Source organism: Agrobacterium sp. V1, from assembly GCF_030518355.1.
Lineage (GTDB): Bacteria > Pseudomonadota > Alphaproteobacteria > Rhizobiales > Rhizobiaceae > Agrobacterium > Agrobacterium cucumeris.
In genome coordinates this window covers 769,260-793,580 of the sequence record NZ_JAULSF010000002.1, presented here as the reverse complement: position 1 = coordinate 793,580, position 24,321 = coordinate 769,260, and the positions used below count along the sequence as shown (strand labels likewise).

Annotated in this window: 22 protein-coding genes; 11 read left to right on the top strand and 11 right to left on the bottom strand. The window is 59.7% G+C overall.

The genetic code is table 11. The features are described from left to right. Positions 1 to 27: 27 nt before the first annotated feature. From ytfQ to QSV77_RS17700, 5 genes are all read left to right on the top strand, one after another. The gene (ytfQ, locus tag QSV77_RS17720) at positions 28 to 987 is read left to right on the top strand and encodes a galactofuranose ABC transporter, galactofuranose-binding protein YtfQ (RefSeq protein ID WP_174033335.1); all 960 of its coding nucleotides are present in this window, start codon (positions 28 to 30) and stop codon (positions 985 to 987) included. A 297-nt stretch (positions 988 to 1,284) separates the two neighbouring features. After that, the gene (locus tag QSV77_RS17715) at positions 1,285 to 2,808 is read left to right on the top strand and encodes a sugar ABC transporter ATP-binding protein (protein WP_080820668.1); all 1,524 of its coding nucleotides are present in this window, start codon (positions 1,285 to 1,287) and stop codon (positions 2,806 to 2,808) included. After that, positions 2,808 to 3,851 (top strand): ABC transporter permease, encoded by a 1,044-nt coding sequence (locus QSV77_RS17710; protein ID WP_302735267.1) that lies wholly within the window; start codon positions 2,808 to 2,810, stop codon positions 3,849 to 3,851. Before QSV77_RS17715 ends, QSV77_RS17710 begins: the two co-directional genes overlap by 1 nt. Next, positions 3,848 to 4,828 carry a galactofuranose ABC transporter, permease protein YjfF gene (gene yjfF / locus QSV77_RS17705; protein WP_077767892.1) on the top strand — a complete coding sequence of 327 codons (981 nt, stop codon included), beginning with the start codon at positions 3,848 to 3,850 and terminating at the stop codon, positions 4,826 to 4,828. The genes QSV77_RS17710 and yjfF overlap by 4 nt, the downstream gene beginning before the upstream one ends. Before the next feature lie 18 nt (positions 4,829 to 4,846). Then, on the top strand, positions 4,847 to 5,581 hold the full coding sequence (locus QSV77_RS17700) for a FadR/GntR family transcriptional regulator (protein ID WP_271363454.1): 735 nt from the start codon (positions 4,847 to 4,849) through the stop codon (positions 5,579 to 5,581). A 59-nt stretch (positions 5,582 to 5,640) separates the two neighbouring features. On the opposite strand, the gene QSV77_RS17695 is transcribed toward QSV77_RS17700, so the two are convergent. From QSV77_RS17695 to QSV77_RS17685, 3 genes are all read right to left on the bottom strand, one after another. Then, on the bottom strand, positions 5,641 to 6,078 hold the full coding sequence (locus QSV77_RS17695) for a YqaA family protein (RefSeq protein ID WP_302734477.1): 438 nt from the start codon (positions 6,076 to 6,078) through the stop codon (positions 5,641 to 5,643). A 97-nt stretch (positions 6,079 to 6,175) separates the two neighbouring features. Continuing rightward, a complete protein-coding gene (locus tag QSV77_RS17690; RefSeq protein ID WP_142842770.1) occupies positions 6,176 to 6,445 on the bottom strand; it encodes a hypothetical protein in 270 nt (89 codons plus the stop codon). Continuing rightward, positions 6,442 to 7,548, bottom strand: a complete 1,107-nt coding sequence (locus QSV77_RS17685) for a GTP-binding protein (protein ID WP_302734476.1) — start codon at positions 7,546 to 7,548, stop codon at positions 6,442 to 6,444. Before QSV77_RS17685 ends, QSV77_RS17690 begins: the two co-directional genes overlap by 4 nt. A 354-nt stretch (positions 7,549 to 7,902) precedes the next feature. Here QSV77_RS17685 and ugpB point away from each other — a divergent pair, with 354 nt between their 5' ends. The 4 genes from ugpB to QSV77_RS17665 all read left to right on the top strand — a co-directional run bounded on the left by ugpB (position 7,903) and on the right by QSV77_RS17665 (position 12,085). Further along, complete coding sequence (gene ugpB / locus QSV77_RS17680; RefSeq protein ID WP_271363494.1) at positions 7,903 to 9,213, top strand: sn-glycerol-3-phosphate ABC transporter substrate-binding protein UgpB; 1,311 nt, start codon at positions 7,903 to 7,905, stop codon at positions 9,211 to 9,213. 70 nt (positions 9,214 to 9,283) lie between these two features. Beyond that, the gene (gene ugpA / locus QSV77_RS17675) at positions 9,284 to 10,165 is read left to right on the top strand and encodes a sn-glycerol-3-phosphate ABC transporter permease UgpA (protein ID WP_142842768.1); all 882 of its coding nucleotides are present in this window, start codon (positions 9,284 to 9,286) and stop codon (positions 10,163 to 10,165) included. A gap of 10 nt (positions 10,166 to 10,175) precedes the next feature. Then, positions 10,176 to 11,024 (top strand): sn-glycerol-3-phosphate ABC transporter permease UgpE, encoded by an 849-nt coding sequence (gene ugpE / locus QSV77_RS17670; RefSeq protein WP_269699471.1) that lies wholly within the window; start codon positions 10,176 to 10,178, stop codon positions 11,022 to 11,024. Then, a complete protein-coding gene (locus QSV77_RS17665) occupies positions 11,024 to 12,085 on the top strand; it encodes a sn-glycerol-3-phosphate import ATP-binding protein UgpC (RefSeq protein ID WP_302734475.1) in 1,062 nt (353 codons plus the stop codon). Before ugpE ends, QSV77_RS17665 begins: the two co-directional genes overlap by 1 nt. A gap of 59 nt (positions 12,086 to 12,144) precedes the next feature. On the opposite strand, the gene QSV77_RS17660 is transcribed toward QSV77_RS17665, so the two are convergent. From QSV77_RS17660 to QSV77_RS17625, 8 genes are all read right to left on the bottom strand, one after another. Next, entirely contained in the window at positions 12,145 to 13,251 is a 1,107-nt protein-coding gene (locus QSV77_RS17660) for an acyltransferase (protein ID WP_302734474.1), read from the bottom strand. Positions 13,252 to 13,516: 265 nt separating this feature from the next. Beyond that, positions 13,517 to 13,960: a glyoxalase superfamily protein gene (locus QSV77_RS17655; protein WP_142842765.1), complete on the bottom strand. Its 444-nt coding sequence runs from the start codon at positions 13,958 to 13,960 to the stop codon at positions 13,517 to 13,519. A 211-nt stretch (positions 13,961 to 14,171) separates the two neighbouring features. Next, positions 14,172 to 14,870 carry an OmpW family protein gene (locus tag QSV77_RS17650; RefSeq protein WP_302734473.1) on the bottom strand — a complete coding sequence of 233 codons (699 nt, stop codon included), beginning with the start codon at positions 14,868 to 14,870 and terminating at the stop codon, positions 14,172 to 14,174. A gap of 372 nt (positions 14,871 to 15,242) precedes the next feature. Then, positions 15,243 to 16,553 (bottom strand): xylose isomerase, encoded by a 1,311-nt coding sequence (gene xylA, locus QSV77_RS17645; protein ID WP_065117063.1) that lies wholly within the window; start codon positions 16,551 to 16,553, stop codon positions 15,243 to 15,245. Positions 16,554 to 16,781: 228 nt separating this feature from the next. Next, a complete protein-coding gene (xylB, locus tag QSV77_RS17640; RefSeq protein ID WP_302735266.1) occupies positions 16,782 to 18,236 on the bottom strand; it encodes a xylulokinase in 1,455 nt (484 codons plus the stop codon). A 103-nt stretch (positions 18,237 to 18,339) separates the two neighbouring features. Continuing rightward, complete coding sequence (locus tag QSV77_RS17635; protein ID WP_302734472.1) at positions 18,340 to 19,362, bottom strand: LacI family DNA-binding transcriptional regulator; 1,023 nt, start codon at positions 19,360 to 19,362, stop codon at positions 18,340 to 18,342. A gap of 358 nt (positions 19,363 to 19,720) precedes the next feature. Beyond that, on the bottom strand, positions 19,721 to 21,304 hold the full coding sequence (locus QSV77_RS17630) for a DHA2 family efflux MFS transporter permease subunit (RefSeq protein ID WP_142842761.1): 1,584 nt from the start codon (positions 21,302 to 21,304) through the stop codon (positions 19,721 to 19,723). Positions 21,305 to 21,325: 21 nt separating this feature from the next. After that, positions 21,326 to 22,540: an HlyD family secretion protein gene (locus tag QSV77_RS17625; protein ID WP_302734471.1), complete on the bottom strand. Its 1,215-nt coding sequence runs from the start codon at positions 22,538 to 22,540 to the stop codon at positions 21,326 to 21,328. Between the two features lie 160 nt (positions 22,541 to 22,700). Here QSV77_RS17625 and QSV77_RS17620 point away from each other — a divergent pair, with 160 nt between their 5' ends. Together QSV77_RS17620 and QSV77_RS17615 are read left to right on the top strand one after the other, a co-directional pair. Beyond that, a complete protein-coding gene (locus QSV77_RS17620) occupies positions 22,701 to 23,387 on the top strand; it encodes a TetR/AcrR family transcriptional regulator (RefSeq protein WP_142842759.1) in 687 nt (228 codons plus the stop codon). Positions 23,388 to 23,550: 163 nt separating this feature from the next. After that, positions 23,551 to 24,315 (top strand): TerC family protein, encoded by a 765-nt coding sequence (locus QSV77_RS17615; RefSeq protein WP_142842758.1) that lies wholly within the window; start codon positions 23,551 to 23,553, stop codon positions 24,313 to 24,315. The last annotated feature ends 6 nt before the right edge of the window (positions 24,316 to 24,321 follow it).

Below are 24,321 nucleotides of genomic sequence, written 5' to 3'. Positions count from 1 at the left end.
CGCTGTCATCATCTCTGGGAGGATAAGATGAGAAAAGCTCTTGCGGCATTCACTGTCGCCGTTTCCGCATGCCTTGCATCCAGTGTTTCCGCACAATCGCTTACCGTCGGCTTCTCGCAGATCGGCTCGGAATCCGGGTGGCGCGCGGCTGAAACCACCGTCACCAAACAGCAGGCCGAAAAGCGCGGCGTCACGCTGAAATTCGCCGACGCACAACAGAAGCAGGAAAACCAGATCAAGGCCGTTCGCGGCTTCATCGCGCAGGGTGTCGACGCGATCCTGATCGCCCCTGTGGTCGCGACCGGCTGGGATGCGGTGCTGAAGGAAGCCAAGGAAGAAAAAATCCCCGTCATCCTTCTCGACCGCCAGATCGAGGCGCCGGACGATCTCTACCTGACCGCCGTAACCTCCGATCAGGTGCACGAGGGCAAGGTGGCCGGTGACTGGCTGGTCAAGGATGTCGGATCCAAGGATTGCAAGGTGGTGGAACTGCAGGGCACGACCGGCTCTTCGCCCGCCATCAACCGCAAGAAGGGTTTCGAGCAGGCCATCGAATCCCACAAGAACATCAAGATCGTGCGCTCGCAGACGGGTGACTTCACCCGCACCAAGGGCAAGGAAGTGATGGAAAGCTTCATCAAGGCCGAAGGCGGCGGCAAGGATATCTGTGCCGTCTACGCCCATAATGACGACATGGCCGTCGGCGCGATCCAGGCGATCAAGGAAGCCGGCCTGAAGCCCGGAACCGACATCAAGATCGTCTCCATCGACGCCGTGCCCGACATCTTCAAGGCCATGGCGGATGGCGAGGCCAATGCGACGGTGGAACTGACACCCGACATGGCAGGCCCCGCTTTTGACGCGCTCGAAGCCTATCTGAAGGACAAGAAGGAACCGCCGAAGTGGATCCAGACGGAATCCAAGCTTTATACGGCATCCGATGATCCGATGAAGGTTTACGAGGCGAAGAAGGGCCTGGGGTACTGAGCCATTTCTTCGGGGAAACGGCGCAGGAGCTGCGCCGTTTCTTTCGGCCGTTAAAGCCCGATACTGAATGATTTTATGGAGCGAGCGGGTGCGGCCTGCTTCTTCTCCCCGCCGGGGAGAAGGTCGCGGCAGCGGGATGAGGGGGCAACGGTAGCGATAGACCGAGAGCTAGCCCCCTCATCCGACCCTTCGGGCCACCTTCTCCCCGGCGGGGAGAAGAAACAAGCGGCACCCGCTCGCTTCATGCGATCACTCTGCGCCCTTATGGCGAGACCCATTTCGATACGGAACTGCTCAATGTCCGAAACGGCACCACTTCTGGAAGCACGCGCCATCGGCAAATCCTTTCTCGGGATCACGGCGCTTGATGGCGTCGATTTTTCGCTCGGTCGCGGTGAAATCCACGCATTGCTCGGCGAAAACGGCGCGGGCAAATCGACGCTGATCAAGATCTTGACCGGCGTTTATCACCGCGACAGCGGTTCGATCTTTCTGGAAGGTAGCGAAATCTCGCCCACCAATGTCGGCGAGGCGCAGGCGCTGGGCATCGGCACGGTCTATCAGGAAGTGAACCTTCTCGAAAACCTGACGGTTGCCGAAAACCTGTTTCTCGGCCGCCAGCCGCGCCGCTTCGGGTTGATCGACCGCAGCACGATGCAGAAGAATTCGCAGGCGCTGCTTGCCCAATACGGACTTTCCATCGACGTCAACGCACTGCTTTCCAGCTATTCCGTCGCCATCCGCCAGATCATCGCCATTGCCCGCGCCGTCGATCTTTCCGGCAAGGTGCTGGTACTGGACGAGCCGACTGCCAGCCTTGATGCCCATGAGGTCGAGATGCTGTTCGGCGTCTTGAGAAACCTGCGCGCACGCGGCATCGGCATCGTCATCATCACCCACTTCCTCAATCAGGTCTATGACATAGCCGACAGGGTGACAGTGCTGCGCAACGGCCGCCTCGTCGGCACCCGCGATATCGGCAGCCTGCCCCGTTCCGAACTGATCTCGATGATGCTCGGCCGCGAGCTTCAGCACATCACCCATGAACATCAGGCGACCGAAGATACGGTTGCCGAGGGCGAGCCGCCGATCCGTTTCGAAGGTTACGGCAAACGCGGCAGCATCGCCCCCTTCGATCTCGGCATCCGCCCCGGCGAAATCGTCGGTGTCGCCGGGCTGCTGGGTTCGGGCCGAACGGAAACAGCCTTCCTGCTGTTCGGCATCGACCGGCCGGATACCGGAAAGGCTGTCATCGACGGCCAGACAGTGGCGATTTCTTCGCCGGAAGCCGCCATCACCGCCGGTTTCGGTTTCTGTCCGGAAGAGCGCAAGACCGATGGCATCATCGGCGACTTTTCCGTCACCGACAATATCGCGCTGGCGCTTCAGGCACGGCAGGGCTGGGCCCGGCCACTGTCGCGCCGGCAGAAAGCGGAACTGGCCGAAAGCTTCATCAAGTCGCTGGATATCCGCCCGGCCGACCCCAACCGGCCGATCAAATTCCTGTCCGGCGGCAACCAGCAGAAGGCCATTCTGGCGCGCTGGCTCGCCACCCACCCCCGGCTGCTGATCCTCGATGAGCCGACACGCGGTATCGATATCGGCGCGCATGCGGAAATCCTGAAAATGATCGAAAAACTCTGCAGCGAAGGCATGTCGCTCGTCGTCATCTCTTCGGAACTGGAAGAACTCACCGCCGTCGCACACCGTGTCGTCGTGCTTTCAGACCGCCGTCATGTCAGCGAGTTGAAGGGCGGCGACGTGACCGCCGACAACATCATGCGGGCGATTGCCGATGCGGCAAAAACGGAGGCCGCATGATGGCAGCAGTGACACGACGCCTGAAAAGAATTGCTCCGCAGCTTGCCGCGCTCTTCATCATTCTGGCAGCGATAACAATCCTTTCGCCGGGTTTCCTGCATGTCTCGTTCCAGAACGGCAGGCTCTATGGCAGTCTGGTGGATATTCTCGTGCGTGCCGCACCGGTCGCGCTTTTGACCATTGGCATGACGCTGGTCATCGCCACCAAGGGCATCGACCTTTCAATTGGCGCCGTCATCGCCATCTGCGGCGCGGTCGCGGCCACGCTCATCAGCAATGGCCATTCCATTCCCTCGGTCATCGTCATCTCGCTTGCCGTGGGCATTGCCTGCGGGTTGTGGAACGGCGTGCTGGTCGCCCTTCTCGACATACAGCCGATCATCGCCACGCTGATCCTGATGGTGGCGGGTCGCGGCATCGCCCAGCTTATTACCGAAGGCGTCATTCTCACCTTCAACAATGACAGCTTTTCCGCCATCGGTTCCGGCTCGTTCGCAGGCATTCCGCTGCCCGTCATCATCTGGGTCGCGGCGGCGCTCACGATCGGCCTTCTGGTGCGCAAGAGCGCGCTCGGTTTCCTGATCGAGGCGACCGGCATCAATCGCCGCGCCGCAGCGCTGGCCGGGGTGCGGGCCCGCTTCCTGCTGTTCTTCGTTTATGGGGTTTCCGGCCTCTGCGCGGCCATCGCCGGCATGATCGTCACCGCCGATATTCGCGGCGCGGATGCTAACAACGCCGGGCTGTGGCTGGAGCTCGACGCGATCCTTGCGGTGGTCATCGGCGGCACCTCGCTGAATGGCGGGCGCTTTTCCATCACCGCCTCGCTGATCGGCGCGCTGATCATCCAGACCATCAATACCGGCATTCTCGTCTCGGGCTTCCCGCCGGAATTCAACCTCATCATCAAGGCCGGCATCATCATGGTGGTGCTGACTTTGCAATCGCCGGCAATCATGGCCGTCCTCGGTTTCGTGAAAGCGCCGAAGCCGCATGCAAAACCGGCGGCCACCAATGGCATGACCAAGGAAGGAACCGCGCGATGATCCACAGCCGCAACCTGCCCTTCCTCACCACGCTGACGATCTTCGTGATCGCCTATCTTCTCTGCGTGCTGCAATATCCGGCGATCCTGTCGACACGGGTGATCGGCAATCTCTTGACCGACAATGCCTTCCTCGGCATCGCGGCCGTCGGCATGACCTTCGTCATCCTGTCTGGCGGCATCGATCTTTCCATCGGTTCGGTCATCGCCTTCACCAGCGTCTTCGTCGCCGTCATGGTCGGCACCTATAATATCCATCCGCTGCTGGCCTTCGCCATCGTGCTGGTGGTCTCGACGCTGTTCGGCTGCCTGATGGGGGCGATGATCCGTTTCCTGTCCATCCCGCCCTTCGTGGTGACGCTGGCCGGCATGTTTTTGGCGCGCGGCGCGGCTTACCTTATCTCCACCCAGTCAGTGCCGATCTCGCATCCGTTCATCGATGCGATACAGGGCTTTTATTACCGCTTCCCCGGCGGCGGCAGGCTGACGGCGCTCGCCATGCTGATGCTTCTCGTCTTTGCCGCCGGCATGCTGATCGCCAGCCGCACCCGCTTCGGCGCCAATATCTATGCGCTCGGCGGCAATCCGCAATCGGCGGAGCTGATGGGCGTGCCGATCGGCGCGACAACCATCGGCATTTATGCGCTGTCCGGCTTTCTCTCCGGCCTCGCCGGCATCGTCTATACGCTCTACACCTCGTCGGGCTATTCGCTGGCGACGGTGGGCGTTGAACTCGACGCCATCGCCGCGGTCGTGATCGGCGGGACGTTGCTAACTGGCGGCACGGGGCTGGTGGCGGGAACCTTCATCGGCCTGCTGATCCAGGGCTTGATCCAGACCTACATCGTTTTTGACGGGACGCTGTCCTCCTGGTGGACGAAAATCGTCATCGGTGTGCTGCTTTTCGTCTTCATCGTGTTGCAGCGCGCAATCATCTGGTATTCAAACAGGAGACTGGCCGGGCCACACCCGGCATAACCACCAAGGGAGGCTTGCTTGGGGCTGCTCGAAACGACGATAAGCGGGCGAAAACGCCGGAACAGCCACGCCCATGTGGTCTCCGAACTCGGCAGCGCTATCGTCTCGGGCAGAATTGCCGAAGGCTCCCTGCTGCCCAATGATGCCGAACTTTCCCTGCGCTTCGGCGTCTCGCGCACCGTGCTGCGCGAAACCATGAAGACGCTGGCGGCGAAGCGGCTGGTGGAGCCGAAAGCAAAGGTCGGCACCCGTGTCCTTGATCGTTCCAGCTGGAATTTCTTCGATCCCGACGTGCTCGGCTGGCGCTGCGAAGCCGGCATAGACGAGGAATTCGTCACGCATCTGGCAGAAATCCGTCTGGCGCTGGAGCCGGCAGCGGCAGCAGCAGCGGCCCTGCAGGCCTCCAATGACGATATTGTTTCGCTTTACGTCATCGCTGCAAAGTTCGACAATCCAAAACATACGCCGGAAAGCATCGCCAAGGTCGATCTCGAATTCCACCTTGCCGTGGCGCACATGTCCGGCAACCCCTTCATGCGCTCGGCAAGCGGGCTGATTGAAGCGGCACTCGCCATTTCCTTCCAGCTTTCGTCACCTGCCGCCTCACCCGGCACCATCGCCGAAATTGCGTCGAACCATCTGCGCATCGTCCACGCCATCGCCGCACGTGATGCGGATGCCGCCGTCAAAGCCATGCGCCACGTGATCGAGGTGGGCAAGGACCGGACGCAGAAGGCGATCAAGGCGCCCTGAAGAGACTGCGCTCCCCTGTCTTCTGAAGCGAAGAACGGGCCGCAACATCCTGAAGACAATCAGAGAAAATTCAGCGTCACCAGCGCCAGCAAGAGGTAGCGCCCGACCTTGGCGATGGTGACCAGCAGCAAAAAGACCGGCAGTGGCTCTTTCATGATGCCGGCCGCAACCGTCAGCGGATCGCCGATCAGCGGCGCCCAGCTTAACAGCAACGACCACCGGCCATAACGCCGATACCAGTTCTGGGAACGTTGCAGCGCGGCCTCGCCAACGGGAAACCAGCGCTTGTGCCGGAAGCCTTCAATGCCACGGCCAAGCAGCCAGTTGACGAAGGAGCCGGCGACATTGCCGGCACTGGCGACGGCCACCAGCGGCCAGACCGGCTGTGACTTCATGAGGATGAGACCGGCCAGCGCCGCCTCTGACTGCATGGGCAGAATGGTCGCCGCCACAAAGGCCGTCAGAAACAAACCCGCATATACCGCCAGATCGGCCATTTCCCGCCCTTCATCACCAGCGAATCCCGCTGCTGCCCCTGAAGTGCCGGATGATGGCGCACACCGTCAAGCACGCCCTGATATCACCGATCCAATATCAGGCCGAATTCTCCGCAATTGCGCGCACAATATCGTCATGATCCACCTCCAGCAGCGCCTTGTGGATGGACAGTTGCCTGATATCACCGGATGCGGACAGGATGACGATCACCGTTTCGCGTGGCGGGCAATCCGGCAGGGCACAGGATAGTTCGCTGACGGTAACGATGTCATCGGCATGCAGATTTAACAGGTTGCGCGCCCATTGTTTCAGAATCCGGGCCTGCGAGACGATCGCGGAACCGCTGCGCGCAAGCGGATTGTTCATGAAGCACCCTTTCGCCTCGCCTGCGAGGCCAATGTATCGAAAAGATCGCGGATTGGCTGTTGCGGCATATCCATGCCGATCAGCACGAGCCGGGTTGCACGGTTGCCATCCGGCCAGCTTTCGAGCCTTGCCAGCGGGTAAAGCCGGTGCTGCACGGCGTGGGCAACCACTGGCCGATCCGGATCGTCAGTCGCCTGGAAAATACCTTTCAGTCGCAGCAGGCCGGAATGCACGTTGCTGGTGACGAGTTCGAGAAAGGTAACGATCATCTGTGGCTCAAGAGCCCCGTCGAAAGTGAGGTCAAAGGCCTCGACGCCAGCACCATGGCGGTTGATATCATGGGCATGGTCGGCATGCAGGCTCAGCCTGTCGGCCGCCAGCCATCCCGGCACATCTTCCGGCTTGCCGCGTAGCGAGTAATTCTTCGTTGCAAAAAGCGACATGAGATCGAAGCCGGCCGCATTGCGGTCATGCAACAGGGCGGCGGGGTTGAGGTCTGCAAGGCCTTCACGGTCCATCGCTGTCGTATTGGCAAGGTCGGTTTTCGTCAGGACGATGTGGTCGGCAAAGGCAAGCTGTTTCCAGCCTTCGACGAAGCTGTCGAGCATCGGCCGGCCGGACGTGACATCGAAGACAGTGACCACGCCCGAAAGATGAAAGTGCCGGGCGACGATGTGGTCGCGCAGCCCAAGCGCCGGTGTGCCGCCGGCAATCAGGCTGTTGATGATCGGCGCGGGATCGGCAAGTCCCGTCGTTTCGATAACGACACGCGATATTTCCGGCATCACCCCTTCCAGAAAGGCCTGATGCAATTCATAAAGCGAGGTGCGGATATCGCTGGTGGCGTTGCAACAGATGCAACCCGTCGTGGTTCTGAAATACCGTTCCGAACCGCTGCGCACCAGATCGTGATCGATGGGCACAGATCCGAATTCATTGACGATGACGGCAGCGTCATGCATGGCCGGTTCGTTCAGAAGCTCGTTCAGCAGGGTAGTCTTTCCCGCGCCCAGAAAGCCGGTAAGCAGGGTGACCGGCACCGTTCTGACGGGCTGGGAGACAGCCGTGTCATCTCCTCGCGCAACCGTTTTCTTCCGCGTCATTCCAAACACATCCGCACCTTTGAACCGCATAAAATCAGCGGCAGCTTAATATGTAATGTAATAACATATCAATATTATTCTGAAAGCGTTCGGCCATCATTGTTACCCGGCTGCGAAAAATCATGCCGCCTGGGGCGCCGGCATAAAGACGCATGAAAAAACCATGCGCAGCGAAAATGGAATAATAAAATCGTTTCTTTCACTTTCGTTTTATTCGTTCCACGCTCTATTGCATTTTCGTTCAAGTTCGTTTTTAATTCCAAATGCAAATACAGAAAAGATCGCCCACAGCTGGATCGAGGAGGAAGGCTGTAATAAGGGACTGTATCTTTTACTGTTTTCACAATGGGAGGAATCGCCTTGAAAAAACTCAGCTACCGCCTTGCTGCGGCATCCGCGCTTTCGTTTTTTGTCACATCGAATGCTTTCGCTGCGACGGAGATCCAGTGGTGGCACGCCATGACCGGCGCCAATAACGAAGTCGTGGACGCGCTTGCGAAAGAGTTCAACGAAAGCCAGAAAGACTACAAGATCACGCCCGTGTTCAAGGGCACCTATCCGGAAACGCTGAATGCCGGCATCGCCGCATTCCGCGCCAAGCAGCCGCCGGCTATCATTCAGGTCTTCGACGCCGGCTCCGGCGTGATGATGGGTGCCGCCGGTGCCATCAAGCCAGTGGCGGATGTGCTGAAGGAAGGTGGCTACACCTTCAACAAGGATGAATATCTGGCCGGCATCGTCGCCTATTATTCCAAGCCCGACGGTACCATGCTGTCCTTCCCTTACAATTCATCCTCGCCGATCCTCTATTACAACAAGGACACCTTCCAGAAGGCAGGCCTTGACCCGGCCAACCCGCCGAAGACCTGGCCGGAAGTTTTCGAAGCCGCCAAGAAGATCAAGACCAGCGGTGCCGCGCAGTGCGGTTTCACCTCCACCTGGCTTACCTGGATCCAGACCGAAAACTTCGCCGCCTGGAACAACGTGTCCTATGGCAGCAATGAAAACGGGCTTGGTGGTACGGATGTGAAGCTTGCGGTCAATGCGCCGCTGTTCGTCGAGCATTTCCAGGCGATCGCCGATCTCGCCAAGGACGGCACCTTCCGTTATGGCGGACGCACCTCCGAAGCCAAGCAGCTGTTCATGTCCGGCGAATGCGGCATCCTGACCGAATCATCCGGCGGCCTTGGCGATATCGTCAAGACCGGCATGAATTACGGAATTGGCCAGCTGCCCTATTACGAAGGCCATGGTCCGCAGAACACCATTCCCGGCGGCGCCAGCCTCTGGGTATTCGGTGGCAAGAGCGAAGCGGAATATAAGGGTGTTGCCGAATTCTTCCATTTCCTCTCGCAGACCAAGATCCAGTCTCGCCTGCATCAGGTCTCCGGCTACATGCCGGTAACGATCGCGGCCTATGAGGAAACCAAGAAATCCGGCTTCTACGACAAGAACCCTGCCCGCGAAACGCCGCTGCTGCAGATGATGGGCAAGCCGCCGACAGAAAACTCCAAGGGCGTGCGCCTCGTGAACCTGCCGCAGGTGCGCGACATCATGAACGAAGAGTTCGAGGCGATGCTGGCCGGCAAGCAGGACGCGAAAGCCGCCCTCGACAAGATCGTCGAGCGTGGTGACGCAGCCATCAAGCAGGCCGCCGGCAACTAAACGATCCCTGCCACCGCCCGCATTCTCAAAAAGGGTGCGGGCGGCGTTTCCATCTCATCAGGAGATCGCCGTGCAAAGCGTCGTATTCCCCAACAAGATCCTGCCTTATCTGCTGGTCGCACCGCAGATCATCCTGACGGTGGTCTTTTTCTTCTGGCCCGCAAGCCAGGCGCTCTACCAGTCGACCATGCGCGAGGACGCCTTCGGGCTGAACAGCAATTTCGTCGGGCTGGCCAATTTTTCCGCCGTGCTGTCAGATGAGAGCTATCTCAACTCCCTGCACGTCACCGTCATCTTCAGCGTGCTGACCGCACTCGTCTCCATGGGACTTGCGCTGCTTCTGGCAACGGCGGCTGACCGGGTGGTGCGCGGCAAGGGCTTTTACCGCACCATGATGATCATGCCCTATGCCGTGGCGCCTGCCGTCGCCGGCATGTTGTGGCTGTTCATGTTCAACCCTGCCATGGGCACCTTCTCTTATATCCTGCGACGCAACGGCATCATGTGGGACCCGCTGCTTGACGGCAACCAGGCCATGCTGCTGGTGGTCGCCGCCGCTGCGTGGAAGCAGATCAGCTATAATTTCCTGTTCTTTGTCGCAGGCTTGCAGGCAATTCCGAAATCATTGCTGGAAGCGGCCTCCATTGACGGCGCGCGCGGTTCGCGGCGCTTCTGGACCATCGTTTTCCCGCTGCTGGCGCCGACAACCTTCTTCCTTCTGGTCGTCAACACGGTTTACGCCTTCTTCGATACCTTCGGCATCATCCATGCCGTCACCGGCGGCGGCCCCGCCAAGGCGACGGAAACGCTGGTCTACAAGGTCTATAATGATGGCTTCGTGAACCTGAACCTCGGCTCTTCCGCCGCGCAATCCGTGATCCTGATGGTGATCGTCATTGCGCTCACCGCCTTCCAGTTCCGCTTCGTCGAGAAGCGCGTGCATTACGGCTGAGGATTTCACAATGATTGAAAATCGCCCGGTCGCCCGCATGGTCGCCCATCTGATGCTCATTCTCGGCATCATCGTTGTGGCCTTCCCGATCTATTACACCTTCGTCGCTTCTTCCATGACGTCGACGGATATCATCCGCCCGCCCATGTCGCTTTTGCCCGGCGATCATCTGGGCGCCAATTACACCGACGCCATGGTCGGTGGCGTCGAAAGAGTGGTCGGCGTCAGCCTCGAGCGGCTGCTGTTCAACAGCTTCGTCGTGGCGCTCGCCATCGCCATCGGCAAGATCGTCATCTCGTTCCTGTCGGCCTTCGCCATCGTCTTCTTCCGCTTTCCCTTCCGCATGGGCTTTTTCTGGATGATCTTCATCACGCTCATGCTGCCGGTGGAAGTGCGTATCCTGCCCACCTACAAGGTCATCGTCGATCTTGGGTTGATCGACACCTATGCGGGACTGACGCTGCCGCTGATGGCATCTGCGACGGCGACGTTCCTGTTCCGGCAGTTCTTCCTGACCATTCCCGGTGAGCTGGTCGAGGCGGCGCGTATCGACAATGCCGGTCCGTTCCGCTTCATGCGCGACATTCTGCTGCCGCTGTCGAGAACCAATATCGCCGCCCTATTCGTGATCCTGTTCATCTATGGCTGGACCCAGTATCTCTGGCCGCTGCTCGTGACCAACGACGCCAAGATGAACACGATCATCATCGGCCTCAAGCGCATGGTGGATTTCACTGACGCTTCGACGCCGTGGAATTATGTGATGGTGACGGCGATCCTCGCCATCATCCCCCCGATTATGGTTGTGGTGCTGATGCAGCGCTGGTTCGTCAAAGGTTTGGTGGAGACCGAAAAATAATGGCAAAAATTGCGCTGAAAGACGTCCGCAAGGTTTATGGCGGCAATGTCGATGCGATCAAGGGCGTATCGATGGACATCGCCGATGGCGAAATGATCGTGCTGGTCGGCCCCTCCGGCTGCGGAAAATCCACGCTGCTGCGCATGATCGCCGGGCTGGAAAGCATATCGGGCGGCGAGATCGTCATCGGCGACCGCGTCGTCAACGATCTCGAACCCTCCGACCGCGACATCGCCATGGTGTTCCAGAACTATGCGCTTTATCCGCATATGACGGTGCGCCAGAACCTTGCCTATGGACTGAAGAACCGCAACACGCCGAAGGAGGAGATCGAGCGGCGCATCACCGAGGCGGCCAAGGCGCTGGAGATCGAGCAGTTCCTGGAGCGCAAGCCGCGCCAGCTTTCCGGCGGCCAGCGCCAGCGCGTGGCCATGGGCCGCGCCATCGTGCGCAAGCCGGCGGCCTTCCTGTTCGATGAGCCGCTCTCCAACCTCGACGCCAAGCTGCGCGTGCAGATGCGGGTGGAAATCCGCCGCCTGCAACGCTCGCTCGCCACGACAAGCGTTTATGTCACCCATGACCAGATGGAGGCCATGACGCTCGCCGATCGGCTGGTGGTGCTGAATGCCGGCCGCATCGAGCAGATGGGCACGCCGATCGAGCTTTACGAGAAGCCGGCGACCACCTTCGTCGCCACCTTCATCGGTTCGCCCTCCATGAACCTTCTGGCGCACGGCACGGCTTCGTCCAGTGGCTCTACCGGCTGGTCGGTGAACGGTGTTACAGCACTACCGCAGACCGTCGCCACACTCGGCATTCGCCCGGAAGACATCACGCTTGCCACCGAAGCCCCGGCCGACGCCGCCTTCACCGGCACCGTGCAGGTGGATGCCGTGGAACTGGTGGGGGCGGAAAGCTATGTACACGGCTCCTTCGCCGATGGCACCACCATCGTCTTCCGCGTTCCCGGCCGCTCCCAGCTGGGCATTGGCGAGACACTGAAGATCGCCGCACAGGCGAAGAATTTCCATCTGTTCGATACGACGGGCAAGCGGATTTGAGACGAACATGCCGGCATTGTCGCTCTCTGCGGCGATGCCGGCGTGTCTTGTACCCTATCTCATGCCGATGACACCGTCACATGAGCAGGTTGGCGAGAGGCCAGCTTCTTTCCGAACTTCTGAAACGGTAATTCGATGAACCGGTAGCTCAAATAGGCCATGACCACGGTTAAGGCCGAGGTCAATATGATAATGACGTGAACGGGATAGGCACCGAGCTGGCGATAGGGAAGCACATATTCCACGATTGGTTGAGCGACCGGCCCAAGCAGATAGACGGAATAACTTATCGCGCCGAGCCAGACAAAGAGCGGGTGGGTGATGCGCAATTTGGTCGTGAACAGCGCAAACAGTGCCATTCCCGCATAATAGGCGATTGTATAGCGATACCAGGTCTCGCCGAAACCCATATCCACATTGTAGCTTAGAAGGCTGATGAACGGCACGGCAAGGATCACAAGCAGCGATGTGAACAGGACAAGCCGTCGCAGACGCGGCCCGGCCTCTTCGCTGGCACCATGACGCCATAACAAGCCCCAGAACATCACAGTCAGCCCCAGCGGCATGGCCACCGGCAGTTTGATGCCCATGCCATAACGCACCGCGCCCATGGCGACCGCGCACATAAGGAAAAATACCACCGCACCAGCGGCGCCTTCCGGCTTGTGCAGGAGCCTGGCATAAAACATCATCGCGCTGACGACATAAAAGACGATTTCTATCTGCAGCGTCCAATAGACACCGAGAATATTCTGCTGGCCCAGAAACTGCTGCAGCATCGTCACATTGGCAAATATCTGGCCAAGCGTGAAGACATCTCCCCGCACGATCGGAATGATCGCCAAAGCCAGAACCATAGACATCCAGTAAGCGGGATAGAGCCTGAAAAACCGCGATATTGCGAAACCGCGCAAAGGTGCGCTACTCGCTTTCAGAAGAGAGAACGGGATAACAAAGCCGGAAACAGCGAAGAACATAACGACTGCTATCTTTCCGAGATCAAAGTATTCCGAGAAAAAATAAAATAAATAATACTCAATATCATTCGTCGTAAATTTGCTTTTATGGGCTATTTCGGCAATATGAATGTAAACTACCGCAAGAGCCGCTATTCCCCGAATGGAATCGACGTAAACCCAGCGTCCGGGATTGCTATCCGCACTCATCAATACCTCATTCAAAATTATTTATAAAAAATGTCGTATTCGTAATTTTATGGGGACTATACTGCCGCCTAAATACAAATTGCAATCAACAAACAACACCATAAAGCTGCGACGCGGCGACATCGGACAAACTGGCGCATGTCGATGTGAGAAACCGTGTCCTGGCCAAGGGCCTGAACACGGTTCGGCGAATTAGTGCCAAGAACTTCAACAGTAGCTGAAAACTACCCTTGCAGGTGACGGCAAAGTAAGTCTCGCCGTCCCCCTACCACACCAGCTCCACCTGCGGCCGGCCGTTGGAGGTTTTCTCCACCGTACGGCCGGATGTGTCGATATTGCAATGGACACGTTGCCGGAAGGCGGAGAAGCTTTCGAAGGTCACGACGTCGACGGGGTCGTCGAGATGCAGGGTGAGCCGATAGCGTTCCGGGTCACCGCCGAGCGCCTGGACACCCAGCACGGAGGCGACGAAAGGCTGGCCGAGATAGAGGCCTTCTACCCTGGAACCCAAGAGATAAGGATTGAAGGCGGGGCGGTTGCCGGCTGCTGCGTGCAGGGTGTTCCAGTCGCGGAAGCCATATTGCGCGGCGATGAGTTCCAGCGCCTTCGAATGGGTGATGGCCTGCCCCTGTTCCTCAAGGGCGGCGCGCAGGCGTTTTGCCTGTTCTTTCAGCCCCTCAAGGGCGGGAAGCGGTTTGGACACGTTCATAACGGTTCTCCAACATTGACATGCCGAATTTTCCGAATGGGGTCCGCGTTGCCATCGACGACATGCAAAACATGGGGATGACCGTTATCAAGGAAAAGAGCTTCACCAGGGGCATAAATGCCTGCGGACGGCCGGGGCTCTCTGCCCGTGGCCGTCCGTATAACTCAGAACGGGCCGCCCGTCAAAGGCGGCGCCGAAGGGCGTCCCGGAATCAGAAGCGATAGGTGATACCGGCACCGATCAGCCAGGGGTCGAGCCTGGCCTTGCCGCTGATAGGCGTGCCGCCCAGTTCGGCGGTCCAGTCGGTCTTCAGGAAGATTTTTTTCACGTCGAAGTTCACGCCCCAATGTTCGTCCAGCATATAGTCGAAACCGACCTGCACGGCAGCGCCGAGCTTGTTCTTGACGTCGAGATTGCTGAAACCGGGCTGTTCGGACTGGTTGTAGAACAGCGAATAGTTCACGCCCGCACCGATATAGGGTTTGAAGGCGCCGAAATCGGTGAAGTGATATTGCAGCGTCAGCGTCGGCGGCAGCAGCCATGTCTTGCCGACTGGCGTGCCGGCCAGCACACCCTCGCCGTTAATCTTGGCATAGGTGGTGCCGAGAATGAGTTCAGCGGCAAAATTCGGCGTGAAGAAATAGGTGATGTCGAGTTCCGGGATCACCGTATCGGAATAGGAAAGGCCGGCACCCGGCACGCCGTCGACGCTGCCGCTGTCATTGGTGATGACGCCGAGACCGCGCACGCGCAGCATCCACGGGCTTGCCGCCGCAATCGCCTCTTCGGCGGTGGGCGCCGGGGCGGCCGGGGCCAGATCGGCGGCCATGGCATTGGCCGATACCAGCATCGCCGCAGCGCTAACCGCTACGCTGGCAAGCAAGGCGGTTCTTTTGTTCCTGTTCGTCATTCCATCTCTCCTTTAGCGCAGCCTGTATCCGTTCGGACATTCCCCAGGGCGCGTCTCACCTTCTCGAAGCGGCGCATCGGAACTTGCCGATGCCGCAGCCGTCACCGGGCAACCCAGAAACCGGCTGATGACGGCTGGCTGCGAATCCTCGGTGCCACGACCGTCACGGCCACTATGGCGAAGGGTGGGAGACACTAATTGAGATGGATCAAACCGTTGCGGCATTGACCAATGCCGAGGACGTACGGCTGGAGATTGTGACAATTGCGCAACAACAGGAGGCGGGAGACCGGTGCAAGATCGCCATGGACAGCGCATAAAAAGGGCGGGAGATGATCCCCCGCCCCGCTTTTTCAACAATGGACTTGCGCATCAGACGTAACGATTGACGACGTTTTCCAGATATTCCTGACGACCGGATTTCGGTTCGGGATTGATATCCTCCCGCTCCACCAGCGCGGTAATTTCGTCGAGCTTCAATTCGCCGCGCAGCATTTTCTGGGCCTCCGGCGAATCCCACTTGGCATAACGCTCCGCAAGTGGCTTCGACAGCGCGCCGTCCTCGACCATCTTCGCCGCCGCCTTCAGGCCACGGGCGCAGCAATCCATACCGCCGATATGACCGATCAGCAGGTCCTGCGGATCGAGCGACTGGCGACGCAGCTTGGAATCGAAATTGGTGCCGCCATTCTTGAAGCCACCGCCGGCAAGCACGTGGTAATAGGCAAGCGCCATTTCCGGCACGTTGTTGGGGAACTGGTCGGTATCCCAGCCGGACTGGTAATCGTTGCGGTTCATGTCGATGGAGCCGAAAATGCCGAAGGCATTGGCCATGGCCAGCTCATGCTCGAAGGAATGGCCGGCAAGGATGGCATGGCCCTGCTCGATATTGACCTTCACTTCCTTTTCCAGACCGTTCTTCTGCAGGAAGGCATAAACGGTGGCGACGTCGTAATCGTACTGGTGCTTGGTCGGCTCCTGCGGTTTCGGCTCGATCAGGATCGTGCCCTCAAAGCCGATCTTGTATTTATATTCCACCACCAGATTGAGGAAACGGCCAAGCTGGTCAAGCTCACGCGACAGATCGGTGTTGAGCAGGGTTTCGTAACCTTCGCGGCCACCCCACAGAACGTAGTTCGCGCCGCCGAGCTTCTTGGTGGCATCCATGCAGGTCTTCACCGTGGCGGCGGAGAAAGCAAAGACATCCGGGTCCGGATTGGTTGCCGCACCGGACATGAAACGCCGGTTGGAGAAAAGGTTCGCCGTGCCCCACAGCAGTTTCACGCCGGTCTGCGCCTGCTTTTCAGCAAAATAATCAACGATTTCGTTGAGGTTCTTCGTGTTTTCAGCAAAGTTTTTGCCTTCCGGACGCACATCGGCGTCATGGAAGCAATAAAACGGCGAACCGAGCAGCGAGAAGAATTCGAAGGCGACATCTGCCTTCAGCTTGGCGGCCTGCATCGTATCTTCGAACCATGGGCGCAGGAAGGTCTGGCCACCGAAGGGGTCACCGCCCGGCCAGGTGAAGGTATGCCAGTAGGCCACCGCGAAACGCAGGTGATCTTCCATGCGCTTGCCGGCAACGATTTCATCGGGGTTATAGTGGCGAAAGGCCAGCGGGTTGGTGCTGTCGGGGCCTTCATATTTGATCTTGGCGATGTCGCCGAAGAAACCTGTGCTCATGGTGATCCTCCTTGGTGGGTTGTTCTGAAATTTCAGGGTCGGTGCTTGCCGCTCACCCCCCTCTGTCCTGCCGGACATCTCCCCCTCAAGGGGGGAGATCGACACGCGGCTACGTCTTTTCCTCACGCGAAGTTGAAGATGGAGCGAGAGATAGCGTCCTGCCGATCTCCCTCCTTGAGGGGGAGATGCCCGGCAGGGCAGAGGGGGGTAAGCGGCAAACTCCGCGTCTCAATGCGAAAGCACCCGAATAGCCGGATAAAGCGCGTGATACCGCCGATAAGCCTCCTCATAGGCCCCAGCCAGATCAGACACCGGCTCAATCGTCCGCGCCGTCTCCGGCTGCGAGCAAACGGCAACCGGATCGGCCCCCGTCGCGGCAATCAGACCAAGACGGGCCGCACCGAAGGCCGCACCGAAATCACCTTCGGCCGGAATATCCACCGGCACGCCGAGCGAGGTGGCAATCGAGGCCAGCCAATAGGCCGAACGCGAACCACCGCCGATGGCGGTAACACGCGAAATCGAGGTGCCGGCAGATTTCAGCGCTTCGAGATTGTCCCTGATGGCAAAGGTGACGCCTTCCAGAACGGCCTGTGTCAGCGCCTTGCGGTCGCTTTCATGCGAAAGACCGATGAAGGAGCCACGAATGGCCGCGTCATTATGCGGGGTGCGCTCACCCGAAAGATAGGGCGCGAAGGTAACGCCGGTCGGCGCAAGCAGCGTTTCGCCGAGTTCGCCGGTCAGATCGGCGGCGGATTGCCCGGTGAGGCGCGAATACCAGTTCAGCGCATCGGTGGCGGAGAGGATGACGCCCATCTGGTGCCAGGTGTTGGGCAACGCATGGCAGAAGGCGTGCACGGCGCTTTCCGGCTTCGGCAGATAAGACGCGTTGGCGGCAAACAGCACGCCTGATGTGCCAAGCGACACGAAGGCGTGGCCTTCCTTCACCGTGCCCATGCCGCAGGCGGAAGCGGCATTATCACCCGCACCGCCGGCCACCACGGTGCGGCCGGAAATGCCCCATTCGGACGCGAGTTCGGCGCGGAGCACGCCCGCCTCATCCGTGCCTTCCACCAGCGACGGCATGTGTTTTTCATCGAGGCCGGTGGCGGCGAGAAGTTCGGACGACCATTTGCGCGCCCCGGTATCGAGCCACGAGGTGCCGGCGGAGTCGGACATTTCCGAAATATATTCGCCCGTCAGCCACAGACGAAGATAATCCTTCGGCAGCAGCACCTTCGCCACTTTCGCGAAGATTTCAGGCTCGTTCTTCGCCACCCAGGCAAGCTTTGGCGCGGTGAAACCGGGGAACACGATATTGCCGGTTATCTTGCGGAAACGGGGATCGGCGTCGAGTGCGGCAGCCTCGGCATGGGAACGCGTGTCGTTCCACAGGATGCAGGGGCGCAGCACCTTGCCGGCTGCATCGATCAGCGTCGCGCCATGCATCTGGCCGGAAAGGCCGATGCCCTTCACCGCGGCGAGCTCCTTCGGGAACTTTTGCTTCAGGCCGGCGACGGCGGTTTTCGCGGCGGCGATCCAGTCCGCCGGATCCTGTTCCGACCAGCCGTGATGCGGACGCGAAACCTCCAGCGAGCCATTGGCCGAACCGACAATCTTCTGATCGCCATCCATCAGCAGGGCTTTGATGCCTGAAGTGCCAAGGTCGAGACCGAGATACATGTATTTCTCCATTCCGGCGCTCCATGCGCCACTTTCAGCGTTTTTTAAAAGTCACCGCATTTCCGGATGGAAAACCGGCGGTCACTTTTCCTGGAAATGCTTGTCAGGGCAGATTGTCCCTGAGGAATATGTCGATACGGATACGTTCCTGCGCGGCGATGACGGACTGGCCGTCCGCACGTGCCTTCAACACGCGGATGGCACTGCGCACCTCGTGGCCGGCATCCTGGTTGAGCACGGCATCAAGCACGCCTTCCCGCAGCGCATTGGCGGTGTTTTCCGTCAGTTCATGGGCAATGACCGACAGCGGCCTTTCACCACCGGCGGCTCTCAGCGCCCGGATGAGGCCACGATTACCGGCGCCGAGGCTGTAGATGCCTGACAGCGCGGCATTGCCGAGCGCTCCGGCAACCAGCGCCTCGACGGTTGCCGGGTCATCCTTGCCCTCCAGCACCGGCAGAAGCCGCAATTGCGGAAATTCAGCCTCGATGACGGCGCGAAAACCCTCCAGACGTTCGCGATGGTCACGCACCAGCATGGAACCGGCGACAACGGCGATATCCCCGCCACGGCTGGAGAGGAAACGTCCCATCAGGCTCGCCGCCGTGCGCCCCGCTGCGGCATTGTCCACGCCGGCATAATGGTCACGGCGTGAGCCGGAAAGATCGGAAACCAGCGTCACCGTGGCGATGCCGTCTTCCGCCAGCCGGTCTGCCGCTTCCGCCACATCTTGCGAATCGGTGGCGACGAAAGCCACGCCCGACGGTTTTTCCCGGCGCGCCACTTCCAGTGCCTCGGTCAGTGCTGCGGCATTGAAGGGCGGCACCTCGATGATGCGGATTGCCGTGCGCTCCAGATGGGAGCGGGATGCGGCAGCCCGCACCTCGGCCCTCAGCGTCGCCATGAAGGAATTGTCGTTGCCCGGCAGGATGAAAACCAGCGAATAATTGCGGCCCTTGGCCAGATTGGCGGCGGCGATATCGCGCACATAACCAAGCTCGGCAATCGCCGCCTCCACCCGGGCACGGGTGGCGGCGTGGACGCCCGGACGCATGTTCAGCACCCGGTCGATGGTGGCGAGGCTGACGCCCGCGCGCTCGGCAATATCATGAACTGTCGGCTTCATGGCTCCTCCCCTCGCCCTTGAATATCCAGCTTTGGGGCCGAGGTAAACCGAAAAATGATGTACGTACCTCATATTTCTTGGAAAGGCAGTGTGGAGGTCAGCGGCTCTTCGCAAAACGGTGCCGCGCGTTTCTTCTCCCCGCCGGGGAGAAGGTGGCCCGAAGGGTCGGATGAGGGGGCGACGTTCGCGATTGACCGAGAGCTCGCCCCCTCATCCCGCTGCCGCGACCTTCTCCCCCACGGGGAGAAGAAATATGCCGCACCCGCTCGCCCCGTATCCACTGCGGCAACAGGAAGACAAAAAAAAGGGGCCGTCATTTTCGACGGCCCCAGCTCTGCGGTGGATGGGAGGGGATTTTTTAGTGCGCCGCGTCTGGCGGCGGCGCTGCCTTGGGTTTCTGGATCAGGATCGTCATGAAGATCAGGCTGCCGAACAAAAGCGTCAGCGCGAAGAACACATCCGCGAAGGCCAATATCCATGCCTGCTGCGAGACCATGCCGACCAGTTTCTTGATTGCGACTGACGCGCCGTCCAGCCCGTAGGAATCATAGTTCGCGCCGACATTGTTCAGCCATTCCAGCGCCTGCGGATTGGAGTAGCTGATATGTTCCGCCAGCCGCACATAGTGATCGTCGGTGCGCTGCGACAGCATGGTGTTGATGACCGCAAGGCCAACCGCACCGCCGAGGTTACGGGTGAGGTTGAACAGGCCCGACGCATTGCGGATGCGGGCGGGCGGCAGCGTGCCGAGCGCGATGTTGTTGATCGGCACCATGCACATCATCAGGCCAAAACCGCGCAGGATCTGCGGGATCAGCAGTTCATAGAAGTCCCAGTCGGTCGTCACATAGGTCATGATCCACGTGCCGCAGCCGAAGCTGATGAAGCCGATGGCCATCATCGCCCGCGGGTCGAGCTTGGTGGAGACCTTGCCGGCGATCGGCGCGGTGAAGAACATGGCAAGGCCCGAGACGAACATGGTCTCGCCGATCATCAGGGCATCGTAACCCCTGACCCGGCCGAGATAGAGCGGGTAGAGATAGGTCAGGCCATAAAGCCCGATGCCCATGACGAAGGAAAACAGCGAGCCGATGGAGAAGTTTCTATCGGCGAAAGCGCGGATATCCACGACAGGGAATTCCACCTTGAAGGCACGCCAGAAGAACACCACCGCACCGATGACCATGGCGATGGACCCGATCACGATACGTTCGTCGTTGAACCAGTCCTTGTTGTTGCCTTCTTCCAGCACATATTCCAGCGAACCGAGGAAGACCCCCATGGAGATGAGGCCCCACCAGTCGAATTTCTTCCAGAGCGAACGTTCCGGCTTGTCGAAATCGATCAGGCTCCAGGTCAGGATGGTGACGATGATGCCCGGAATGATGTTGACGAGGAACAGCCAGTGCCAGGAAAAGGCATTGGAGAGATAACCGCCGACCGTCGGGCCGATGGTGGGCGCAAGCGTGGCGACCAGACCGATGATCGGCGAGACGACGGAGCGCTTCGATGGCGGGAAGATGGTGAAGGCCGCCGCGAAGACGGAGGGGATCATGCCGCCGCCGATAAAGCCCTGGATAGCCCGGTAGACGATCATCTGGTCGATATTGGTGGCGGTGGCGCAGAGCGCGCTCGAAAGCGTGAAGCCGGCGGCACAGGTGGCAAACAGCACGCGTGTGGACAGGATGCGCGCCAGCGTGCCTGACAGCGGAATCATGATCACTTCGGCGATCAGATAGGAGGTCTGCACCCAGGCGATCTCATCCGACCCCGCACCGAGGCCGGCCTGGATTTCCGCCAGAGAGGCGGAAACGATCTGAATATCGAGAATGGACATGAACATGCCGAAGACCATCGCAAAGAACGCGATGAGCCTGCGCCTGTCCATCGGAGGATCGGCGGGGATCGACGCCCCGCCCGTACCGACAACCGTAGCCGCCATGATCTTGCCCTCAACGAAGCCTTACTTGGCCTGCGGGTTAACTTGCGCCGTTTTCGTGGTTTCCGGCGCCGTGCGGGTATCGACATCAACCACCACGCTCAAGCCCGCGCGCAGATTGTGCTTTGCAAGGTCTTCCCTGGAGAAGACGATACGCACAGGCACGCGCTGGATGACCTTGGTGAAGTTGCCCGTGGCGTTTTCCGGCGGCAGCATCGAGAAGACCGAGCCGGAGCCGGGCGAGATCGACTGCACCGTGCCTTCAATGGTCGCATCATTGAAGGCATCCACATGCACGCGCACCTTCGAGCCGGGCACCACGCTGGCCAGCTGCGTTTCCTTGAAATTGGCGTCGATATAAAGCTCATTCATCGGCACCAGCGAAGCCAGACGCTTGCCAACCGAGACGAGATCACCCGTCTGCACCGCCAGATTACCGATGACGCCGTCATATGGCGCTTTCAGCACGGTGAAGGACAGGTCGCGAGCGGCCTTGTCGCGGGAAAGCTGCAGCGAGCGGATGGTGCTCTCGGCTTCCTCGCGCTGGGCGCGCAGCAGCTCGACATTGGCTTTTGCCGAGGCAATCGCCGCATCGCCGGCCACGACATTCGCCCTGGCCTGATCGAGCGCGACCTGGGCGCTGTCGGAAGCGGCAACGGTGCCGACATCCTTCGCCTGCAATTCGCTGGCACGCTTCTGGGTGATTTCGGCACCACGAAGGGCGGCATCCAGCGCGCCTTTCTGGGCGACGGCCTGTTCCTGCGACGCCTCGCCGCCGACGATCTGCGCATCGATACGCTTCAGCGACAGTTCCTCGGTGCGGATCTGCGCCTCGGCCTGATCGAGCGCGATGCGATAGTCGCCATCGTCGAGCGTCACGAGCGGATCGCCCGCCTTGACTTCCTGGTTTTCAACCACATTCACCTTGGCAACGTAACCAGACACCTTGGGCGCGATGACGGCGATGTCACCTTCTATATAGGCATCATCAGTCGAGACCATGAAGCGGCCATCGATCCACCAGTTGTAACCGTACCAGCCGGCACCGGCCAGAAGGGCGACGGCGATGACCGGCAGAAGCTTCGAACGCTTCTTCTGCTTCGGAGCAGCGGTTGTCTGGGGCGGCTGTTGCGGCGGGGCATCTGCCGGCTTTGCCGGAGAGGTCTCGGCCTTGGCGGAGATATCCGCCTCTTCCGCATCGTTGACGGCGCGAACCGCGCTATTCTTCTGGGCCGACATGAGAGTATACCGTGATAGATTGAAGAAAGTTTTTCGAACTGAACCGTTCGGTTCGATTGACATAATCTCTTTCCTGACACATATCAAGTATTATCGAACCGATTGGTTCGACGTCTGGTTAATTTTTTTTACGCCATTGTGGTGCTAGGAGGCGATAACGATGGCAGGGGAAAACATGGATATGGAAGCGGACATGGAAACGGGCTGTCCCGGGAACCCCGCCGGGCGTTTTGCGGCGGGTGAGGACCCGGCTAAGCGCGAGCAGATTCTGGCCGGTGCCTGGCGCGTTTTCAAGCGCAAGGGCTTCGACGCCGCCAGCATGAACGACATCACCCGGGAAGCGGGCGTTTCCAAGGGCACGATCTATGTCTATTTCTCCAATAAGGAAGATCTTTTCGCCGCCCTCGTCGATCAGCACCGGCAGGAGTTCGCCACCTCCATGCGCAACATTCTGGCCGGCACCGAAGAGGTGCGCGAAGGCCTGAAGCAGTTCGGCAAGGCCTTCGCCAACAAGATGATCTGTTCAGACATGGTCCCCGCCATGCGCTCGGTCATCGGCGTCATCGACCGCATGCCGAAGCTGGCGCAGCGTTTCTTCATCGCGGCACCCAACAATGTGCGCACCGTGCTTCAGGATTTCATCGAGCACCACGTGGCGCTCGGACACCTGAAAGTCGACGATGTCGAGCTTGCCGCCCGGCAATATATAGAGCTTTCCACCGGCACCTTCTTCAAGCTGCGCCTGTTCGGCGAAATCGATGGCCCGGTTCCCGAAGAGGAACTCGACCGGGTGATCAACAGCGCCATCACGGTATTCATGGCGGCTTACGGAACCAACAGGGCCTGACTTCATTCAGCAACGGCACCAGCGCCGACACCCGGCCTGCGCGAAATTTCGATGAAATCTTGCGTGGTGGGGGCCTCATGCGCTTGTTTCTCGCGTATTGCGCTATAAATTCCACCCACCGAATGTTTCGGCTGGCCTTGTTGCTGAAAGGAAATTTCCCCTGATGGAGTCCATTCTCCCTCTTCTGTCCGATCCCGCCGCCTGGGTGGCGCTCGTCACGCTGATCGTCATGGAGGTCGTGCTCGGCATCGACAACCTGATCTTCATCTCGATCCTGACCAACAAGCTGCCGCCTGAACAGCGCGAAAAAGCCCGTAAGATCGGCATCGGCCTTGCCCTCGTCATGCGTCTCGGTCTGCTCGGCACCGTTGCCTGGATCGTGCAGCTCACCACACCGGTGTTTGAAGTCTTCGGCCACGCCTTCTCGTGGAAGGACATGATCCTGATCGCCGGCGGTCTCTTCCTCGTCTGGAAGGCCACCAAGGAAATTCACCACAATGTCGATCCTGAAGATCACAAGGAAGACATGGTGGGCGGCCCGGTGGCGATGAATTTCGGCGCGGCCATCGGCCAGATACTGCTGCTCGACCTCGTCTTTTCGGTCGACAGCATCATCACCGCCGTCGGCATGACACCGCACCTGCCGATCATGATCGTCGCCGTCGTCGTTGCCGTTGCCGTGATGCTGCTTGCCGCAACACCGCTCGCCAACTTCATCGAGCGCAACCCGACCATCGTCATGCTGGCGCTCGCCTTCCTGATGATGATCGGCACCACGCTGATCGCCGAAGGCATGGGCTTCCATGTGCCGAAGGGTTACGTCTATGCCGCCATGGCGTTTTCGGCGCTGGTGGAGGTGCTCAACATGTTTGCGCGCAATGCGCGGCAGCGCAAGAAGGCACAGGCTTCGGGCGACACCCGGCATTAACATCCC

Excerpts from the sequence above, each read along its gene's own strand:
- ytfQ (WP_174033335.1), top strand. The coding sequence starts at position 28 with ATGAGAAAAGCTCTTGCGGCATTCACTGTCGCCGTTTCCGCATGCCTT.
- QSV77_RS17715 (WP_080820668.1), top strand. The coding sequence starts at position 1,285 with ATGTCCGAAACGGCACCACTTCTGGAAGCACGCGCCATCGGCAAATCC.
- QSV77_RS17710 (WP_302735267.1), top strand. The coding sequence starts at position 2,808 with ATGGCAGCAGTGACACGACGCCTGAAAAGAATTGCTCCGCAGCTTGCC.
- yjfF (WP_077767892.1), top strand. The coding sequence starts at position 3,848 with ATGATCCACAGCCGCAACCTGCCCTTCCTCACCACGCTGACGATCTTC.
- QSV77_RS17695 (WP_302734477.1), bottom strand. The coding sequence starts at position 6,078 with ATGGCCGATCTGGCGGTATATGCGGGTTTGTTTCTGACGGCCTTTGTG.
- QSV77_RS17690 (WP_142842770.1), bottom strand. The coding sequence starts at position 6,445 with ATGAACAATCCGCTTGCGCGCAGCGGTTCCGCGATCGTCTCGCAGGCC.
- QSV77_RS17685 (WP_302734476.1), bottom strand. The coding sequence starts at position 7,548 with ATGACGCGGAAGAAAACGGTTGCGCGAGGAGATGACACGGCTGTCTCC.
- ugpE (WP_269699471.1), top strand. The coding sequence starts at position 10,176 with ATGATTGAAAATCGCCCGGTCGCCCGCATGGTCGCCCATCTGATGCTC.
- QSV77_RS17665 (WP_302734475.1), top strand. The coding sequence starts at position 11,024 with ATGGCAAAAATTGCGCTGAAAGACGTCCGCAAGGTTTATGGCGGCAAT.
- QSV77_RS17660 (WP_302734474.1), bottom strand. The coding sequence starts at position 13,251 with ATGAGTGCGGATAGCAATCCCGGACGCTGGGTTTACGTCGATTCCATT.
- QSV77_RS17655 (WP_142842765.1), bottom strand. The coding sequence starts at position 13,960 with ATGAACGTGTCCAAACCGCTTCCCGCCCTTGAGGGGCTGAAAGAACAG.
- QSV77_RS17650 (WP_302734473.1), bottom strand. The coding sequence starts at position 14,870 with ATGACGAACAGGAACAAAAGAACCGCCTTGCTTGCCAGCGTAGCGGTT.
- xylA (WP_065117063.1), bottom strand. The coding sequence starts at position 16,553 with ATGAGCACAGGTTTCTTCGGCGACATCGCCAAGATCAAATATGAAGGC.
- xylB (WP_302735266.1), bottom strand. The coding sequence starts at position 18,236 with ATGTATCTCGGTCTCGACCTTGGCACTTCAGGCATCAAAGCCCTGCTG.
- QSV77_RS17635 (WP_302734472.1), bottom strand. The coding sequence starts at position 19,362 with ATGAAGCCGACAGTTCATGATATTGCCGAGCGCGCGGGCGTCAGCCTC.
- QSV77_RS17630 (WP_142842761.1), bottom strand. The coding sequence starts at position 21,304 with ATGGCGGCTACGGTTGTCGGTACGGGCGGGGCGTCGATCCCCGCCGAT.
- QSV77_RS17625 (WP_302734471.1), bottom strand. The coding sequence starts at position 22,540 with ATGTCGGCCCAGAAGAATAGCGCGGTTCGCGCCGTCAACGATGCGGAA.
- QSV77_RS17620 (WP_142842759.1), top strand. The coding sequence starts at position 22,701 with ATGGCAGGGGAAAACATGGATATGGAAGCGGACATGGAAACGGGCTGT.
- QSV77_RS17615 (WP_142842758.1), top strand. The coding sequence starts at position 23,551 with ATGGAGTCCATTCTCCCTCTTCTGTCCGATCCCGCCGCCTGGGTGGCG.